We start from the raw sequence: 16,042 nt of genomic DNA, 5'->3' as shown, positions 1-16,042 counted from the left end.
ATTTGTTTTTCGATGAAATCATATCCCTACATCTTTTTTTCTTTCCCTTTCAGTGTGTGTTTCATATATAATGATGGGGAATATCTTATTAAGTAAAGGATGACCAGTATGAACTACGTTGTGATTACGTCTGTTGGTGCTGTTTTCATGGCATTTTTTGCTTTGTTTGTCCGAATGAAATCAGCGAAGAAGCCAGTATCTGCAAAGAAAATTATTTTACCACCTATTTTTATGAGCACTGGTGCATTGATGTTTATTTTTCCTATGTTTCGCTTGACCCCGCTTGAGATATTAGAAGCGGTTATTGTCGGATTCTTATTTTCTCTATTGTTAATCAAGACATCAAAATTCGAAATTCGTGATAATGATATTTACCTAAAACGCTCAAAAGCCTTTATTTATATTTTGGTGAGTTTGATTATCATTCGGTTAGTTGCTAAGTCGATTTTGAGTGCTTCCATTGACGTAGGGCAGCTAGGTGGCATGTTCTGGCTCCTTGCCTTTGCGATGATTGTCCCTTGGCGCGTTGCCATGTATGTCAACTACCGGAAATTAAGGGATGAGCTATATGGTAAGACTCCTACGGAGCTGGCCTAGAATAGATTCAACAAAAAAACGGTCGAATACCAAAATTCGACCGTTTTTTTACAGACTGTGTTCAATATTCAGATTGATTCTAGCCTTATGTGTATGGAGTGAACGTGTTTTGCTCGGTACGAGCAGCGAAGTGAACCCATACACATAAGGTAGTATACAAGCGAAAATAAATAAACAGAGCCTTAGAACAAATGCTGATAGGGACCTACATCTATTTTTTTCTCATTCAATTTTTTGAGCAAAAATTTATGATCTCGCTTTGGAGTGGCCATGATGTAACCTCGAATGACTAAGTCCTGTGTAATCTTATCGCTTTTTTCATTTAATGTGAGCTCTCCAATTTTCCCCGCGATCTTATGTCTTGCTACGTCACGGAATAATTCTGGAACTGGACTGACTAGGTCCTCAAGCAAATCCTTTTCCTTCTGCTGCCAAAGATGTTTTGTCTGCTCGACATAGTATTCCTCCCAATCCATGTCGGATTTTCCATCTTCCTTTGGCATCTTTTTCAAAAACTTTCTGAACATAAAATATCCGCCGATCGCCATCGAACCGGCGAAAATAAATACCCAAATAAGAATAAACCAAGAAAACCATCCTTCAAGCATATACTTCACCTGCACTGTAATTTCTATCCACTATTATAGACGGTTTGGATGTGATAAGACAAGGAATAACCTTACGTTCGATAGAAGGGATAATTTTTTCTCATTTGTGAATGTCCTGTGACAAACTAATAGAATGGACGAGTTTCTATTGAAAGGTAATTAGTTTCTCGGTATAATGATAGTTGTCGATTCGGGGTCGAATGGGGTACTGGTGTCCCCCGCGGTCTTCAAAACCGTACGTGAGGCGCGTGCCGTCTCAGCTGGGTTCGATTCCCAGGCGGTCCCGCCAATAAACCCGCATCACGTCGGCATTTGTGCCGCAGATTGGGCGGTGATTGATTCCGATGATTGACGCGTTATCCGTAACGGTTTTCGGGCGGTTTGAGTAAAGACCGTGCTAGGCCGAGCGGAAAGACCGTTTTGATAGTCGGCTGAAACCGTACAGTTCCGAAGTCTCTTACGCAATTCATAGCGAAAGGGGCTTTTTATTATGCGCAAAGGTTTACAGCGGAGGTACGCGCGCAAGGAAACCTCCGAATTTCCGTTGACGATGACGGAAATGTTCGAACAATATATGCTCGTCAAGAAAGGTGAGGGGCTTGCGAAACGGACAATCGAGGAACATTACACGAATTTTACGTACTTGAAGGATTATCTTAACGCGGAGTTATCGGCGGACGAAATGACGACCGAAGTGTTCATGGGATGGATAACGTATATGATCGAGGAAAAAGACTACGCGGCGGGCACGGTTAATATTCGCGTAAGGACGGTGCGGTCGTTCCTGCGCTATGCCTACGAAGAAAAAGGCTGGCTAAACGAGCCGATTCACCGCCGATTCAAGCCGATAAAAGATTCGTATGATAAAGTCGATGCGCTGACGACCGATGAATTTCGCCGACTCGTCGGGGCTTGCGACGATAGTAGTTACACAGGATTTCGCCTAAAAGTCGCAACATACGTTTTGCTCGATACGTTAGTGCGCGTGTTCGAACTCGTCAATATTCGGCGGCGCAACGTTGATTTTAAGACAATGCGAATTTGGCTAGAGCCGGAAGATACAAAGCCGCGAGTTGGGCGCTACGTGCCGATAAGCGCTCGGACGGCGAAACTCCTATCGGAATATATGCGCGAAACGGATGACTTTGGCGTCGATTACGTTTTTCTAACGTATGAGGGCGAGCCAATGAGCGAGTCGACACTGCGCGACAACTTACGAGTGGCGGGGCAGATAGCGAAAATAAAGGACAAGCGGGTCAGTCCGCACACGCTTCGGCACACGGGCGCGTTATTCTACATATTAAACGGAGGCGATCCGTTTAGCTTACAGAAGATACTCGGGCACACGCATATGAATATGGTACGCCGATACGTGCAAATGACGAACATGGACGTACAGAATCAGCATAGCGTACATTCGCCGTTAAATTACGTGTTTAAGAATTAAATAGCGGAAACTAATCGTCAGCCTTTCGGGGTTGGCGATTTTTTTTTGCATTATTTTCGCGAATGTGAACCAATTTACGGATGGGCGAGCGAATATCTTAGGTGAAGGCGTAAAAGTTTTCAAAAAAGTGTGCGGATTTTAATTGGACTTCGTATAGTAAAGTATAAGGCGCAATTAACCGTGCTCGTAAATCTACACCAACGCATATATAACTTACGCAAATTAAATAAAGGAGGTCATGCGCAACTATGACGCAATCAAATGCATATATTCGCACGGGCAACACACGCACCGGCTTTTCGCTAATGTTCCACGAGTTATTCGACTTGTACCATCCGTACATTGGCGACAAGGCAACGCTGTACTATCTGTACTTGTTGCGCTACCGTAACAACGACGTCGCAAGTTTCGACCAAGGCAGGGCGTGGAACGGGCGCAGCAAGGTAACGGAAAAGTTTCAGCTTTCGTTTTCGACGTTGCCAATCCTCGACGAAATCCTCGAAGCGAGCGGACTCGTAACGATTGAGCGCAAGCCGAGCGGTCGAGGTAAAGATAAGATTTACTATATCGTGCATGACCCGTTAGAGCGAGCGCAGTTTCGCGAAAAGGAGACGCAAGTTGCCGAAAAGTTGCGCGAGGTAATCGCAAGGCAAGGCGGTTCCATCGGTAAGTTACTCGGTAAGGAGAAAGGCGTTAATCTATCGGCGTGAAGATTAGCTCTACATTGGCGGAGATTTAACTCTACGCTAGCGTTAATGAAAAAGAATATCTTTAAAAAGAATTCTTTTAAAAAGAATAAATACATTGCGCCAATTTCATTTCATTACATTGTCGCTACGATTCTATTAATATATTTTCGCAATAAATAACAAGCGTAGCGATATGAGCGAATGCGAATAGCGCAACTGTTTTGAAATTAAAACATTTTTAGAAGTGAGGGGATTTTGTGAACTGGGAACAAAGGGTAAAAAGGTATTTAAAGTGGTTTGGTTATGAATTTCTTGAAGTTGATGGCGGGTATGTGTTTTGGAAAGACCAAAAAGGCAAAGTTTGGATTAGTTCAGAAGGAAGCATTAATTACAAAATGACGGAATGGGAACGGTATTTAACGCAAATTTAGATGACGTATTTAATTGCGGTGGAGGTAACGATTATCGAATGAATCTTCTAGCGAAGCATTTTGCGGGTGACGAAAAAGGGTTAATGTCCGCACTCGTCAACGGTTACGAAATCGAAAAGACGCCTGAAGACGCAGTTAAGGAATATTTCAAAAAGTGCGAAGAATTGCGCCTGAAATCGACGGGAACGGAATATCAGATATACCTCGCGAAGTCTACAACAATAAAAACAACGCTAACATTTCTCGGAATCAAAATCGAAGGAGTGAACGCATAATGTCGTTAAATATCGAAGTCAATTCCGAATTTAAACTAACGTCTGACTCGTATCAAGTAATCGTCAACCGCAAGCACATCGTAGACCCAACGAAAGCGCCCGGGTGGGCGAAGCGCCAAGCGGAAGGAGCCGACCCAACACCGCGCGAAGAATGGCGCGAGGTTGCGTATTGTCGGGACGTAGAGCAGGCGCTTAATTGGATTGTTCGTCAGGTACAGTTAACGAGTAGCGCGGAAACAATTTCGGAGTTACTTGACGAATTGCAAGCGATTAGACGCGAAATTAAAGCCGTGCTGACGAGTTAGACGCAAGGTATACCGTTTATACCTACCGAGCAAACAACGGCTAAAACGCCGTAAATTATAAGCGAAAACGAGGTAGCCTACTCGGGGTAATTTCGCAATGTATAAAGTAAAAGGAGGTAATCGATGTGAATAAACGGAAACCACTCGCAAAGGACTGGCGCAACCGAGCCGTAGCCGACTGGACGGTTGCCACGTTTCAAGCGTATTTAAAGGACGAGCACGAGCGACGCTACGGCATCGCCTACACAACGCGCAATTACGGCATTGAAGGGCGCTGGCTCAAGTCGATGATTGCGGAGCATGGGGCGGAGGTCGTGCGGAAATTTATCGACGGTTGCTTCGAGGAGTATCGCCCGACGGCGCAATACCCCGGACTCAGCTTTTCGTTCATGTTCAGTTATCAACGGGCGCGAGTGCTACCGAGAGTGTTGGCGGAGGTAGCAAGGGCGAAGCAGTCGAAGGAGAGACGCCAACAGGCGCAAATTGACGTCGAGGAATTGGCGGATTGGATGTAACGAAATAGAAGGAGGGAAAGTAATGAGCGAATTAATGAGGGGCGGTGATGTGGCGCAAGTAATCGAAGTCGCAACGTCGCAATTAACAGAACACAGTATGCAGTCGGAATTATCACCGAACATGAGCGAGAAGGCTTGGCGAGTATTTAAAGCGGGAATCGTAGCAAACGGAATACTTCAACCGATTGTTGTAACGAGAGGGTTTCGTGTCATTGACGGAAAGCACCGACTAAGAGCGGCGAGAGAGTTAGGCATCGAAAGTGTACGAGTTGTCTTTGAGGATATTTCCGAGGACGACATAGCAAAGTACATTACGGAAACCAAGTTAAGTCGAGATGACTTGAAAAGCGGGCAAAAAGCGTCAATTATTATTCGCTTGTATTATGAAGAAGAACGTAAAAAAGCGAAAAAGCGTCAATTGTCTACTCTAGTGCAGAATACCGATACTGAAATATTTCAGGAACGGGAAGTCAATGGAGAAACTGCTAAAATTCTTGCAGATAAAGTAGGCATTACAGCAAGGTATATGTATCAGTTGTTAGCTGTGTATAAATCGCGCGATGACCTATTTCAGCTTGTATTTGAGGGAAAGTATTCGATAAACAAAGCACACACAGAAATGAAGAGAGACGAACCGACAGTCGTCGAAGAGTCAAACGAAGAAAAAACGAATATAGCCGAAAAAATTAACAGAATCGCAGTAGAATCGGAGGAATCAGCGAGCGAAGTTACTGTGTCTGAGAGCGACGAGGAATCCTTATCACCTATAAGTATTCTCCGAAATAAAATCGCAACAAGACTTCCTCAATTTACTCGAGAGTTTGTACATGACTTCGATCTACTAAATGAAGCTGATGAAGAAACGGTACAAGCGTATAACAAACAGCTACACTCGATTGCGGAAGGAGCGTTACTCCTACTTGAAACTTTCGAAGTTGACGCAAAAAAACGCTTATTCTTCGAGTTTGTAACAAAGACGTTTTTATTGTCTAAAGATGAAAATAAATTGAATAAATTTTTAGAAACGATGGGAGGAATTTTAAATGAAGAAGAATAGAACTGATGAAACAGTTGGAAGTGCGGTATTTGCAAGACTCGAAAGGAATACAAGAAGGAACGTAGGTTTTCGATTATTTGCAGAAGAAAAAGCGTCGGATTTACTTTATCAATCACCGTTAGTAGTTGATGTTCTAAGAACGCATGGCGTACTAAAGAGAGGAGAGCATCACGCAAAGTTCATAGGAGTGTATAAAGCAAATTTAGCTTGCCAACGATACGGCGTGATTGAAGGGAATTCAGAAATTCTCACAACTAAGTACGCTGGAGACAGAGCAAAAGCAATAGTAGAGCATTTGCAAAAAACAAACAGCCCTTTACTTAAAGACTTGAAAGAGAAAGGGATATCTATCCACAAATTTTATTACGCTTTAAGAGACTTGATACTAAAAGAAACACTTCAAACTGACTACATTGCAGGAATCACACTAAAACCGGAAACGGAGATTGTAACTGGGATCGCAGTTAATAAGAGACTAATAACCGCAAGTAAGGAGTACGAAAGTTGGTTGAAATTAGCAGATATTAACCCACACGATGACAGCGAATTAAAGGACGTTGTTAGAGAATCAGATTTTCGTAGTGTTATAGTTGACCATTTTAGAGATGAACCTTTTTACGCTAGACGAGAGAGTGCTATCGAATCTAAGAAACAGTCATTAACAGATAATCTTACTTTCGTAAATGTTGAGACAGATACAGCACCATTATTCGCTAAAGTAAAGGGAAAAACAAAGGATGTTATTACTGAAAAAGCGTTTATTCACTTTGTTGATACCTTAGGAATCGACCGCAATAAATTAATCCGAATGCTTGCGGCACAATAAAGCAGTCTAACGCAATAGGCAAGCGCTAGACAACGCAATCAAACGCCTCGACTTTCGGCAAAAGGTCGGGCAACTAAAAACGGGGAGGAATTCGGAATGAAAAACGAAATCGAAGCACGTTACGAAAAGGCGGTCGAACAAGCGCGCGAAGCAATCGAAGAATTGCGACTTGCGGCATTGGCGAAAGGTTACGAGGATGCTAAACGAGATTTACAAGCGGTTGCGCCGGTCGGAAAGTTTACGCCAATCACCGCGCAAGAGCATCGCGACGAAATCGTCGAAATGGCAAAGCGCGATGTGGCGGAGTTGAGTACGACATGGCGCCCGGGATGTCATTCGCTAAATTATGGCCCGAGCGCGTTTGACCCGGCGAGCGAAAAAGTGAATTTCGATGTGAATGCGGAAAAAAGAACAGTAGTTTGTTACATCACGTATCACTCACCATTCTACGAAAAAACACGTACAAGTTTCCGCGGAATCGCCAAGTGCGCGCTGACCGACTGCTTCAACGTCCACATCGGCAAGGCAATCGCTCTAAGAAGGGCGCTAGGACTCGAAGTGCCGTCGGAATATTTGAACGCGCCACAGCCGACGGAGGTTCGCGTGGGTGACGTTGTCCGCGGTAAGACCTCGCTAGAAATTGCGAAGGCAGACCGAGTTGATGGCCGAGGGTGGGCGTACGGCAAATACGAGACAGGACGGTCATTGTACGCGCCGAAAGAGGGTTTAGATATCATCGACGACTCGCGCGAATAAATAACGGAAAGGATTGAACGCCATTGACGAACACACACGCTAACACTTGCATTCTATCTTCGCAATGCAAACTCGCAAACTCCGCGTCATGCAACCGAACATGTGCGCACTTCATCGGAATGCACGGAATGACCGGCAAAAGCGGTCGGGCAGGACTCGCAAATGTGCCGGCTGACTATCGCTTAACCACAACGGCAAACTCGCCCGCGCGGAAGGAGCAAGCGCAGGCTTATCGGTTAATTGACGCATATGTAAAAACTTTCGAGCGACAGTTCGATGATAAAGCGGAACAAGGCGGAAAAGATACACACAACCGCATTAAATCGCTGTACCTCTTTTCGGAGTCGCCAGGCACCGGCAAGACCACAACGGCTAGCGCGGTGCTGAACGAATGGATAGTCACGCATTACGTCGGCTCGGTTAAGCGCGGGCGGCAACCGTTACAGCTGCCGGCTTACTTCCTCGACGTTAACGAATGGCAAACGTTGTTCCTCGGCTTTAATCGCGGCAACATTCCGCAAGACATCGCCGAGCAATACAGCCGTCCGTATTATACCTCGATGGAAAAGGCGAAGCACGCACCGTTTGCCGTCATCGACGATATTGGCGTGCGCGGGGCAACCGATGCGTTTAGAGGCGACTTGCATACGATTATTAACTATCGCACGGCTAACGGACTGCCGACCGTTTACACTTCGAATCTACCAATCGAGGATATGGCGCAAGTGTTTGACGCTAGGCTGTACGATAGGATGCGCGATATGTGTGTGCCGATTGAATTCGAAGGCGGAAGCAAAAGGGGGATGCGGAAATGAACTGGCTAAAAAGGTTATTCAAGCGCCACAAATTCGATGACTTTGCGCTCGAGCCTGCGTATCAGCCTGGCGACGTAGTGGTACTTTTCAATCCGTATGTGCTCGACGGTATGGTATCGGATGATATTCGCCCGCCTCGCGTGGAAATTGTAAAGCAGAGTGCATTCGTGAGTAACGTTGGAGTGTACGTCTATCAATTCGATGGTGATGACGCATGGTATAACGAGTCGTGGTTATTTCCGGCGGTGTACGGCACCGAAACGCTATGGGTCGATTTTCCGAAAGTGCAGAGCAAACGGTAACAAATTGACGCCTTATTAGACGAGTACAACGATTATAAACGGTTGGCGGACGAGTTTGGTGATGGAGAATATGCGGACAGGCTAGAAGCGCTCGAGAAGGAACTTGCGGAAATTGTCGAAAAATAAATTTTAATGAACAATCGACAAAAACTGTACGACATCAGAAACATTAAGCGACATAAAGGAGTGGATAGAAAATGCTATATAAAAAAGTTGGGACGATTGACAGTATATCCGAAATTCCATTTGATGAAAGTTTAATAGTAACTGGGAGAATAGGTAACGGTTGGACATGGAGAATGCCTGGGGTTTTCAAAAAACAAGGGAATAAGATAGTTTTTAGAAACATGTATGAAATGTCTACTGAAATAGACGAAAACACAAAGATTGGTTTGAATATCTTAGAATCTACTATGTCGTAGTTTGGTAGCGATATTGATATTTCAATCTCAGAGGACAAGATGGAAGAATTGTTTCACTTGTCTTAATGAACATTCCGAAGATTAAACGACATTAATTACCGAACAGTCCGAATCAATTAGGAGGTTTTATAGATGAACTATGGTGATTTTAAAGATTTAAACAAACATTTACTTTATAAACGCATTGTTGAATGGGATGAAAATAAACTGGTGTTAGATGATGGTACAATCGTTACTCTTGAAGAAAGTGAACAAGATTGCTGTGCAAGTGCAAGTGGTAAGTTTAGCAATGTTAAATTAGATGCGGTAATTACAAACGTAGAAGTTGGAGAACAAGTTAATATTCCAGATGAATATACAACTATAAATGAGGTTACAGTAACACTATTTCATAATCAGAATCCTATTGCTTTAGCTGAAATGACGGCAGATGCAGGTAATGGGGGTTATTACTATTCAGTTGGCTCATTTGTTGTAAATGGAATACACTTTCCAATTGTAGAAGCTTAACGAGTAGTCCGATAAAGATGCGCAACAAGCGAAAATTATCGGTATTGCACCGTTTAAAACTAGCGAGTATAGTAACGATTAAGCAAAGGAGGTCGAACGAATGCACCACGCAAATCTATTATTCTCGAAAGTTATCGATAACAACGACGTTCAGGCGCTAACCCGTTTCGGCATTGACGAGAAATCTTTAACAACCGAAGGCGATAGGCAGGTCTTTCGGTTTATCGCGGACTATGCCGAACGCAATCGTGGCCAAGCGCCTAGTTATGCGACCGTCACCGCGGAATGCCCCGACTTCGTATACACTCCACAAGTAAGCGACAGCTATGAATACTTAACGAAGGAAATAAAGAAGCATTCCGCGCAGCTCGCATTTAAGGACTTGGTCGAACGACAACTCGCGCAAAAATTCGATGAGGTCGGACAAAAGGACGTATTTTCGTTCTTCGATTGGTTGCAAACGGAAATAGAATCGATTAAAATAAGAACAAGCGTTCGTAACGAAATAGGAACGGAATTGGCGACGGTCGGCGAGAAGTTCATGAGCGAATACGAACGGCGTAAAGCCGGCGAGTCGTTCCGCCTGTGGCAATCGAAGTTTGACTTCATTAATAAAACCGTCGGGGGCTACGTATCCTCGAACGTCTACACGGTTTACGGTAAGTCGGGGCGGGGTAAGTCCGTCGTCACACTCGAGGAAGCCATCGAAGCCGCAACGCAAGGCGCAAACGTACTTATATGGGCGATGGAAATGGGATGGTTCGAGGTGTGGGTGCGCATATTCGTCAGCCTTAGCGGTCGACAAGGCGTGACCACGGCGAACACTCACGGTATGGACTTAACGGCTGGCTTCGACTCGAGCGAGGTACGCTACGGCAAGCTTTCCGAAGAGTTCGAAACTGCCTTCCGATTCTTTGTCGACACCATAAACGAGCAAATCTCCGGTAATATCACGGTGCGAGCGGTCGATGACGAGGACTTTAACAGCCGAACACTTCGACAGCTTGAGGCGGACATTATGCAAACGAAGGCGGACGTAGTTGTGCTTGACCCGTTCTATTACCTCGACTACGAGCGTAACACGTCGAAAACAGCGGGCGGCGATGCGGCTGAAACGTCGAAAAAACTTCGCCACCTTGCCGGGCGCACCCATACCGTCATATTCGCGATAACACAAGCGGATGAAGGCAAGCAGACTGAGGACGATGACGGCAATCGCGAGTTAAAGATACCGGCTCGTGAGGACGTTAAGAAAACGAAGCAACTGCTTGAAGATGCGTATTTACTCATCGGAATCGACACCGACTACAAACAAGGACGCGGACTAATCGGCTTAAATAAGGGTCGTGACGGCGGCGAGGGCGAAGTTGGCGAAATCTTGTATATTCCGCAAGTTGGCGTAGTACGTGCGTTGGATATGGGCGAGGCGGCCGCAAGTCACTTCTGAATCTATCTTAAATGCGGGACAAAATCGTTTATAATAAAGGAGCATACGGAATGATATAGCAGCAGGGGGCGATATTGATGGCGGGGGAAACAATTAAGAGATTGAGAGTAGAAGCGGGTTTAACGCAGAAACAACTAGCGGAATTGACCGGACATACACAGCAGAGTATTAGCCAATACGAGAAAGGCACGCGCAATATCGATTACAATACGTTAAAACGGATATGCGATGTTCTAAATGCGGAAATAAAAATCGAGCGAAGAACGGGGGCGTAAGGTTATGGCGAATATAAAAATACAAGGACAAACGGTTGACGTTGACGTTGAACAAGAGCTTCGCGAATTCAACTGGACACGCCCGCGGTGGACAAGCGATAAGCTAATCGCCGCGAGCCCATTTCGCTACGACAACACACCGAGTTTTTTCGTTAATCTCGATGGCGATTACGCAGGAACATGGGGCGATAGCGGTTACTACGACGATGAGTGGGCGAAAGGCGGACTCGTCAAGCTACTCGCGTTCCTGCGCAACGAAACGTGGGAGGAAGCTGAGGACTATTTGCTCGACGCCTATGCCCCGCGGTATGATGGCGAGTCTATTACGCTAACTCTACCGAAATTAAAAATAGGGCAACCGAAATTGATAGAGTTGTCGCCGGCCCTCCTTGCGAAGTATTCCGAGGACTACGCGTATTTGCAGTCGCGGGGCATCAGCGAGGAAGTCCAGCGTAACGCCAATATTCGGTATGATGCGAATAGTAGGGCCGTAGTACTTCCGTGGTTTGACGCACAAAATCGACTGCGCAACGTGAAATATCGCACTACCTACGGCAAAACATTTTGGTATCATAAGGGAGCAACGCCAGTGCGCGAGTTGGTGTACGGTATTGAGTTGCTGTCGACTTATTCGCAGGCGGAGGGGCTATCGGTAGTGTTGGAAGAGGCGGAAATCGACGCATTAAGTTGGCGCACGGTTGGGATGCCGGCCATTGCGGTCGGTGGCGCTAATTTCACGGACAAGCAAGCGGAAATCATCAAGCGGTCGCCTATTACAACGCTATTACTCGGCGGTGATAACGATAAGGCCGGACGAAAGTTTGCGGAACAAGTGACGGCTAAGTTGCGAGGACACGTGGAGTTGAGACGAATCGAAAAGCCGGAGCGGTTTAAGGACGCGAACGAGGCGCTTGTTGCTGGTTATGACTTGCGAAATTACCAAAGTCGCCCAATTTCGTCGATAAATGTCGACAAGTTTCGACGCTCTTATGCGAAAATATTGCTATAATATTACGTATAGGTTACGCATTTGCGGAACTTTAGGTTAGACGGGGAAAATGCGCGTTATCCTCGTCTGCGACCGACAATTTTATACTTGTATAATTCGTCCATACCGCAGTTTAATACGTAAGCAAACTTGATTAAGGTAGTGAACGACATTATACGCTCCATATTCTCATATTCTGATACTCGTGATTTACTGATACCGATTATTCGTGCTAGTTCTTCTTGGGTGAGGTCGGCAGCAAGGCGTCGGTCGCGAAGTAAACAATTCGTGATAGTTACTTCGACCGCCAATGCGTGTACCTCCGTTATATTAATTTAATTATCTATTTTGACGCATTTCGTCAATTAGCTGATAAGCATTTACTTCCATTTTTTTAAGATTTTCTTCGATGCGATAAGCTATTTCGTCACGATGGTCATCTAAAAATTCGCTAAACGACTTCTCGACTAATTGAGTAATTAGCGATGTTTTCTCTCTACGCAAATGGAGTCCTCTACGACCATATTCAGTTTCACCTAGAAGGTCGTAGACTTTTGCGTTTAGGGTTATGAAAACGTCTGGGTTAAGTTCAAATACTAGGTCGTTTATATGGTAAAGACGTTCAATTTTCCGCATTCTATCGTATGCAGGATTCTTTTCCTGTTCTAAATAACGGCCGGAAACATCTTTTACCAAGCGTGCGTCCTGTATATGGAAACTTTCAGCACGTTCTAGCAATATTTTAACGGAAACACCTAGTGCGTTCGCTATTTTTTCGATAGCTTCTTCGGAAGGATTTCTTTTACCATTCTCATATAATGAAATTGAACCTTGTGAAAGGCCCGATTTCTCAGCAAGTTGCACTGTCGACCATTCTTTTTGTTCTCTGTAATGAGCTATAGCCTTGCCTATGTATTTTGTAATATCCATTACCAATACCTCCAGATAAATTACTCATTCTATTACTAATTATATAAAAATATTCAAAAACTAGCAATTATTACTTGAAATAATGTAATAGCCTAGTTATAATGAACATACGCAAAGGATAGAAAAAAGGCATCACTTAGATATTATTACATACCAAGATAATAATTACACAAAAATCGCAAAAAGTTTTTAAAAAGTGAACCAATTTCGACCATCCCGAGCGAATATCATATATGAAAGGCGAAAAAGGAGGTAATATTATTGAAAGAATTACAACTTAATAGAATCGCTAAAGCGGTTGGAAATGAGGAAGTAGTTACCGTAGTGGAAATGATGTCAAGAAAGTACGATCATGTTTTTAACGACATCACTTCGTACGAATATGAATGCTACCAAAAAATAGGTAAGGCAATTGAAAATTATGGGACGAGCATTCGAAATTTGAAAGCATACGCTAAACGGATATGCGGAAAAGTAGCGGCAGTCCATTTAAAACGTCGAAAGATACCCGAATCAATATCACTTTATAGTACAGAAGCAAACACCGTTTTCGAAATCGAAGACGTTTTGGCGAACGTCGAAGATACGATACTCGAAACGGAATCCCATGAGACTTTAATTAAAAAAGCCGCACTGTTGGCGCAGCGCGACTCTAAAAAATTAGCTATTCTAAAAGCTTGGTCGGAAGGAGTTACGAATGACCTCGAATTAAGTAGAATGTTGGCGCATTCTATCGGAGGGAACATTGAAACTCATCGAACGACTATCAAGCGTTTTAGAGCAAAGTGTCAAACGAAACTGGCAGGAATCGCTTAACAATTATCTCGGAACAAAAGACACTTAGGCATTGTGTCTTTTAATCAGAATATAAAACGTCCTATCAGCGATAGGTTTGTTTAGTTACGGATTTAAAAGATCTTTTATTTTTTATCCTTATCTGTATTATAACCAAACAACCTATCGTTGTAAACAATTTTGTCAAAAATAATTTACCATATAGCGAACAGTAAACAACGCAAGGAGGTTGTTAACAATGAAAGAAAACACCGACAAACCGCGCCGCGCTTGTATTAGCGACGTTTTAGCGAAAATAAAACACAATGACGAACGCAATAAAAATTATCCTTTTTACCTATACGAAGACCCTGCGGACTATGTGACCATAGGCGCAATTAAGGCGGTGAAGCTAGGTTGAAAGTAGGACGATTAACCCTTTCGGAGCATGCTCGCGAACGAATCCGCCAGCGTGTAGGATTAATTGCCGACTACGCCGCGCTTGCGTGGGTAGCAGACGTAATTAAGAACGCCAAGCAGCAACGGCGCGACGGACGCAAAGTACATTATATCACGGACTTGTTCGAGGTCATAGTCGACGGTGTTACGGTAGTGACCGTCAAGCCAACGGAAAACACTAACGGCTATATTACGAAGTTTAACGAAATGCTGACGAAAGAGTCGCGAAAGTTAATCGCAACTTACCGGCGCGAGCTGCGCAAGGCTGAAATAGCGGTTGCCGAGGCGCAGTTGAATTATTTGAAAGCGCGCAACCCGAAAACGCGCGAGAGTATTGGCGCAAGATTGACGAGTGCCATCGACCATAAGGCGTTAATTACCGACAAAATCAAGGCGGTCGAAATAGCCGCCAAACGATTCGGGGTGACGGTAGAATGACGGAAGCTATTACGATGTATTGTGTATCGTTACTAACGTTTATTATTACGCGGGTATGGAAAGCGAGCGGGGAGTAATTGCCCCGCGTCGGTGAACGCTTCGAATCAAGCGCTAACGTAAGCGGGTACGCTAAAACGCTACTTGCCCAACGTTCAGGACTTGGCGCTTCGAAGCGACCACGGGCGCGGGAACTAAGTCAATGTGTCTTTGCTCAGTAGCCTCCGCTACCATTTGTAGGGGCGAAACGTAAAGGCATCGCGAGCATTGACGACGTGGAAACGACTGAATCTATAAGACGGATGTGGGCCGGAAATTTCCGACTCGCCCCGCATGATTCGGTAAGTGCGCACCGTTTCCGCCTATCCGGCGCTCGAAATTCAATTTAGGAGGAATTGCGAATGACTCAATTTGAAAGCGGATCTGACGCTCTAAATTCGCTCAATGCAACAAACGAAGGAGGGGGCGGTGGTAACAAAGCCGAGTTCGCCAGCTTTAAGTCGGGTACTACGTATAAAGTGCGCGTGCTTGGTAAGGCTGACCTAATTCGCTTTTACAGTTACGGCATCTATAAGAAGGTCAACTCGTTCGTGGCGAAAAACCCGTCCGTCAAGAATGCGAAGGGCTTTCCGACCGACAATTTGACGCCGTGGGACAAAGCGTTTCAGTATTACCAGGACTTGAAGTTTAAGGCACGCGACGAAGGCAATGCGGCGGCCGAAGAAGAATACGGCGACCTAGCGTATCAATTCAAGCCGAAAGAGCGCTACGCCCTCGGATTCATCGACTTGACAACGGGCGAGCCGATTATCGTTGACCTGTCGAAGAAGCAGGCGCAAACCATTCACGCCGTCATCAAGAAATTCGAAAAGAAACTCGGCAAGGTGGCGTTTGAACTAGCGAAACAGGGCAGCGGGCAATCGACGACGGTCAGTCTAACGCCGTTCATCGACATGGACGACGACTTGACCGACAAGGAGCGCGAGAACTTCGCAAAGCTTGACGGCAAGGAGTTCGACATGGCGCTGTTTGACGGCTTGCTTTACGAGGCGGACGAAAAGGAGCAAATTGAATCGCTTGTGGCGGCAGGCTTTGACGTTAGCCTAATCGGTTTGAGTCTCGGCGGGCAGACGCAAGCAGACGCAGCAGACCCGACGACACAATTCTAGGAGGCGGTTA

The 16,042-nt window shown here is 45.0% G+C and carries 25 protein-coding genes and 1 tRNA gene; 23 read left to right on the top strand and 3 right to left on the bottom strand.

Annotation, left to right across the window (positions count from 1 at the left end; all coding sequences use genetic code 11):
* The first annotated feature begins 108 nt into the window (after positions 1-108).
* Positions 109-597 carry a CcdC family protein gene (locus J2S07_RS06325; RefSeq protein ID WP_307149563.1) on the top strand — a complete coding sequence of 163 codons (489 nt, stop codon included), beginning with the start codon at positions 109-111 and terminating at the stop codon, positions 595-597.
* Between the two features lie 182 nt (positions 598-779).
* Here J2S07_RS06325 and J2S07_RS06320 read toward each other — a convergent pair whose 3' ends face one another.
* Positions 780-1,205, bottom strand: coding sequence for a DUF2621 domain-containing protein (locus J2S07_RS06320; protein ID WP_307149562.1), 426 nt, complete (start codon positions 1,203-1,205; stop codon positions 780-782).
* A gap of 192 nt (positions 1,206-1,397) precedes the next feature.
* On the opposite strand from J2S07_RS06320, the gene J2S07_RS06315 reads away from it, so the two are divergent.
* The 18 genes from J2S07_RS06315 to J2S07_RS06235 all read left to right on the top strand — a co-directional run bounded on the left by J2S07_RS06315 (position 1,398) and on the right by J2S07_RS06235 (position 12,286).
* A tRNA-Sec gene (locus tag J2S07_RS06315) sits at positions 1,398-1,494 on the top strand.
* 201 nt (positions 1,495-1,695) lie between these two features.
* Complete coding sequence (locus J2S07_RS06310; protein WP_307149561.1) at positions 1,696-2,652, top strand: tyrosine-type recombinase/integrase; 957 nt, start codon at positions 1,696-1,698, stop codon at positions 2,650-2,652.
* A gap of 248 nt (positions 2,653-2,900) precedes the next feature.
* Positions 2,901-3,362: a hypothetical protein gene (locus tag J2S07_RS06305; protein WP_307149560.1), complete on the top strand. Its 462-nt coding sequence runs from the start codon at positions 2,901-2,903 to the stop codon at positions 3,360-3,362.
* Positions 3,363-3,598: 236 nt separating this feature from the next.
* Complete coding sequence (locus tag J2S07_RS06300; protein ID WP_307149559.1) at positions 3,599-3,772, top strand: hypothetical protein; 174 nt, start codon at positions 3,599-3,601, stop codon at positions 3,770-3,772.
* Between the two features lie 38 nt (positions 3,773-3,810).
* Positions 3,811-4,047 carry a hypothetical protein gene (locus tag J2S07_RS06295; RefSeq protein WP_307149558.1) on the top strand — a complete coding sequence of 79 codons (237 nt, stop codon included), beginning with the start codon at positions 3,811-3,813 and terminating at the stop codon, positions 4,045-4,047.
* Positions 4,047-4,352, top strand: a complete 306-nt coding sequence (locus J2S07_RS06290; RefSeq protein ID WP_307149557.1) for a hypothetical protein — start codon at positions 4,047-4,049, stop codon at positions 4,350-4,352. Before J2S07_RS06295 ends, J2S07_RS06290 begins: the two co-directional genes overlap by 1 nt.
* Positions 4,353-4,477: 125 nt before the next feature.
* Entirely contained in the window at positions 4,478-4,867 is a 390-nt protein-coding gene (locus tag J2S07_RS06285; protein ID WP_307149556.1) for a hypothetical protein, read from the top strand.
* A 22-nt stretch (positions 4,868-4,889) separates the two neighbouring features.
* Complete coding sequence (locus tag J2S07_RS06280; protein ID WP_307149555.1) at positions 4,890-5,924, top strand: ParB/RepB/Spo0J family partition protein; 1,035 nt, start codon at positions 4,890-4,892, stop codon at positions 5,922-5,924.
* Positions 5,911-6,750, top strand: a complete 840-nt coding sequence (locus J2S07_RS06275) for a hypothetical protein (RefSeq protein ID WP_307149554.1) — start codon at positions 5,911-5,913, stop codon at positions 6,748-6,750. Before J2S07_RS06280 ends, J2S07_RS06275 begins: the two co-directional genes overlap by 14 nt.
* Positions 6,751-6,846: 96 nt before the next feature.
* Positions 6,847-7,506: a hypothetical protein gene (locus J2S07_RS06270; RefSeq protein ID WP_307149553.1), complete on the top strand. Its 660-nt coding sequence runs from the start codon at positions 6,847-6,849 to the stop codon at positions 7,504-7,506.
* Positions 7,507-7,634: 128 nt separating this feature from the next.
* Positions 7,635-8,321, top strand: a complete 687-nt coding sequence (locus J2S07_RS06265) for a P-loop NTPase family protein (RefSeq protein ID WP_307149552.1) — start codon at positions 7,635-7,637, stop codon at positions 8,319-8,321.
* Positions 8,318-8,623 carry a hypothetical protein gene (locus J2S07_RS06260; protein WP_307149551.1) on the top strand — a complete coding sequence of 102 codons (306 nt, stop codon included), beginning with the start codon at positions 8,318-8,320 and terminating at the stop codon, positions 8,621-8,623. Before J2S07_RS06265 ends, J2S07_RS06260 begins: the two co-directional genes overlap by 4 nt.
* 3 nt (positions 8,624-8,626) lie before the next feature.
* Positions 8,627-8,749 (top strand): YodN-related protein, encoded by a 123-nt coding sequence (locus tag J2S07_RS22055; RefSeq protein WP_510182025.1) that lies wholly within the window; start codon positions 8,627-8,629, stop codon positions 8,747-8,749.
* Between the two features lie 71 nt (positions 8,750-8,820).
* Positions 8,821-9,045 (top strand): hypothetical protein, encoded by a 225-nt coding sequence (locus J2S07_RS06255; protein ID WP_307149550.1) that lies wholly within the window; start codon positions 8,821-8,823, stop codon positions 9,043-9,045.
* Between the two features lie 132 nt (positions 9,046-9,177).
* Positions 9,178-9,555 carry a DUF7448 domain-containing protein gene (locus J2S07_RS06250; protein WP_307149549.1) on the top strand — a complete coding sequence of 126 codons (378 nt, stop codon included), beginning with the start codon at positions 9,178-9,180 and terminating at the stop codon, positions 9,553-9,555.
* A 100-nt stretch (positions 9,556-9,655) separates the two neighbouring features.
* Positions 9,656-11,002, top strand: coding sequence for a DnaB-like helicase C-terminal domain-containing protein (locus J2S07_RS06245; protein ID WP_307149548.1), 1,347 nt, complete (start codon positions 9,656-9,658; stop codon positions 11,000-11,002).
* Between the two features lie 77 nt (positions 11,003-11,079).
* The gene (locus J2S07_RS06240) at positions 11,080-11,277 is read left to right on the top strand and encodes a helix-turn-helix domain-containing protein (RefSeq protein WP_307149547.1); all 198 of its coding nucleotides are present in this window, start codon (positions 11,080-11,082) and stop codon (positions 11,275-11,277) included.
* A 4-nt stretch (positions 11,278-11,281) separates the two neighbouring features.
* The gene (locus J2S07_RS06235; RefSeq protein WP_307149546.1) at positions 11,282-12,286 is read left to right on the top strand and encodes a toprim domain-containing protein; all 1,005 of its coding nucleotides are present in this window, start codon (positions 11,282-11,284) and stop codon (positions 12,284-12,286) included.
* A gap of 56 nt (positions 12,287-12,342) precedes the next feature.
* Here J2S07_RS06235 and J2S07_RS06230 read toward each other — a convergent pair whose 3' ends face one another.
* Together J2S07_RS06230 and J2S07_RS06225 are read right to left on the bottom strand one after the other, a co-directional pair.
* Positions 12,343-12,576, bottom strand: a complete 234-nt coding sequence (locus J2S07_RS06230) for a helix-turn-helix domain-containing protein (RefSeq protein WP_307149545.1) — start codon at positions 12,574-12,576, stop codon at positions 12,343-12,345.
* A gap of 28 nt (positions 12,577-12,604) precedes the next feature.
* Positions 12,605-13,195, bottom strand: a complete 591-nt coding sequence (locus tag J2S07_RS06225) for a helix-turn-helix domain-containing protein (RefSeq protein ID WP_307149544.1) — start codon at positions 13,193-13,195, stop codon at positions 12,605-12,607.
* Between the two features lie 261 nt (positions 13,196-13,456).
* Here J2S07_RS06225 and J2S07_RS06220 point away from each other — a divergent pair, with 261 nt between their 5' ends.
* The 4 genes from J2S07_RS06220 (at position 13,457) to J2S07_RS06205 (ending at position 16,032) form a co-directional block, all read left to right on the top strand.
* Positions 13,457-14,011 (top strand): hypothetical protein, encoded by a 555-nt coding sequence (locus tag J2S07_RS06220; protein WP_307149543.1) that lies wholly within the window; start codon positions 13,457-13,459, stop codon positions 14,009-14,011.
* Between the two features lie 217 nt (positions 14,012-14,228).
* Positions 14,229-14,390 carry a hypothetical protein gene (locus J2S07_RS06215; protein WP_307149542.1) on the top strand — a complete coding sequence of 54 codons (162 nt, stop codon included), beginning with the start codon at positions 14,229-14,231 and terminating at the stop codon, positions 14,388-14,390.
* A complete protein-coding gene (locus J2S07_RS06210) occupies positions 14,387-14,866 on the top strand; it encodes a hypothetical protein (protein WP_307149541.1) in 480 nt (159 codons plus the stop codon). The genes J2S07_RS06215 and J2S07_RS06210 overlap by 4 nt, the downstream gene beginning before the upstream one ends.
* Before the next feature lie 398 nt (positions 14,867-15,264).
* Entirely contained in the window at positions 15,265-16,032 is a 768-nt protein-coding gene (locus tag J2S07_RS06205) for a hypothetical protein (protein ID WP_307149540.1), read from the top strand.
* The last annotated feature ends 10 nt before the right edge of the window (positions 16,033-16,042 follow it).

Origin of the sequence: Anoxybacillus andreesenii (assembly GCF_030813005.1) — a bacterium.
Classification (GTDB): domain Bacteria; phylum Bacillota; class Bacilli; order Bacillales; family Cytobacillaceae; genus Robertmurraya; species Robertmurraya andreesenii.
The sequence above is the reverse complement of the archived record's forward strand: the minus strand, read 5'-3'. Positions and strand labels throughout refer to the sequence as shown.

What these genes read in the sequence shown, in the direction of transcription:
- J2S07_RS06290 (WP_307149557.1), top strand. Translation starts at nt 4,047, where the DNA reads ATGTCGTTAAATATCGAAGTCAATTCCGAATTTAAACTAACGTCTGAC.
- J2S07_RS06250 (WP_307149549.1), top strand. Translation starts at nt 9,178, where the DNA reads ATGAACTATGGTGATTTTAAAGATTTAAACAAACATTTACTTTATAAA.
- J2S07_RS06215 (WP_307149542.1), top strand. Translation starts at nt 14,229, where the DNA reads ATGAAAGAAAACACCGACAAACCGCGCCGCGCTTGTATTAGCGACGTT.
- J2S07_RS06270 (WP_307149553.1), top strand. Translation starts at nt 6,847, where the DNA reads ATGAAAAACGAAATCGAAGCACGTTACGAAAAGGCGGTCGAACAAGCG.
- J2S07_RS06295 (WP_307149558.1), top strand. Translation starts at nt 3,811, where the DNA reads ATGAATCTTCTAGCGAAGCATTTTGCGGGTGACGAAAAAGGGTTAATG.
- J2S07_RS06320 (WP_307149562.1), bottom strand. Translation starts at nt 1,205, where the DNA reads ATGCTTGAAGGATGGTTTTCTTGGTTTATTCTTATTTGGGTATTTATT.
- J2S07_RS06245 (WP_307149548.1), top strand. Translation starts at nt 9,656, where the DNA reads ATGCACCACGCAAATCTATTATTCTCGAAAGTTATCGATAACAACGAC.
- J2S07_RS06305 (WP_307149560.1), top strand. Translation starts at nt 2,901, where the DNA reads ATGACGCAATCAAATGCATATATTCGCACGGGCAACACACGCACCGGC.
- J2S07_RS06325 (WP_307149563.1), top strand. Translation starts at nt 109, where the DNA reads ATGAACTACGTTGTGATTACGTCTGTTGGTGCTGTTTTCATGGCATTT.
- J2S07_RS06275 (WP_307149554.1), top strand. Translation starts at nt 5,911, where the DNA reads ATGAAGAAGAATAGAACTGATGAAACAGTTGGAAGTGCGGTATTTGCA.
- J2S07_RS06255 (WP_307149550.1), top strand. Translation starts at nt 8,821, where the DNA reads ATGCTATATAAAAAAGTTGGGACGATTGACAGTATATCCGAAATTCCA.
- J2S07_RS06310 (WP_307149561.1), top strand. Translation starts at nt 1,696, where the DNA reads ATGCGCAAAGGTTTACAGCGGAGGTACGCGCGCAAGGAAACCTCCGAA.
- J2S07_RS06235 (WP_307149546.1), top strand. Translation starts at nt 11,282, where the DNA reads ATGGCGAATATAAAAATACAAGGACAAACGGTTGACGTTGACGTTGAA.
- J2S07_RS06240 (WP_307149547.1), top strand. Translation starts at nt 11,080, where the DNA reads ATGGCGGGGGAAACAATTAAGAGATTGAGAGTAGAAGCGGGTTTAACG.
- J2S07_RS06260 (WP_307149551.1), top strand. Translation starts at nt 8,318, where the DNA reads ATGAACTGGCTAAAAAGGTTATTCAAGCGCCACAAATTCGATGACTTT.
- J2S07_RS06265 (WP_307149552.1), top strand. Translation starts at nt 7,635, where the DNA reads ATGACCGGCAAAAGCGGTCGGGCAGGACTCGCAAATGTGCCGGCTGAC.
- J2S07_RS06225 (WP_307149544.1), bottom strand. Translation starts at nt 13,195, where the DNA reads ATGGATATTACAAAATACATAGGCAAGGCTATAGCTCATTACAGAGAA.
- J2S07_RS06280 (WP_307149555.1), top strand. Translation starts at nt 4,890, where the DNA reads ATGAGCGAATTAATGAGGGGCGGTGATGTGGCGCAAGTAATCGAAGTC.
- J2S07_RS06205 (WP_307149540.1), top strand. Translation starts at nt 15,265, where the DNA reads ATGACTCAATTTGAAAGCGGATCTGACGCTCTAAATTCGCTCAATGCA.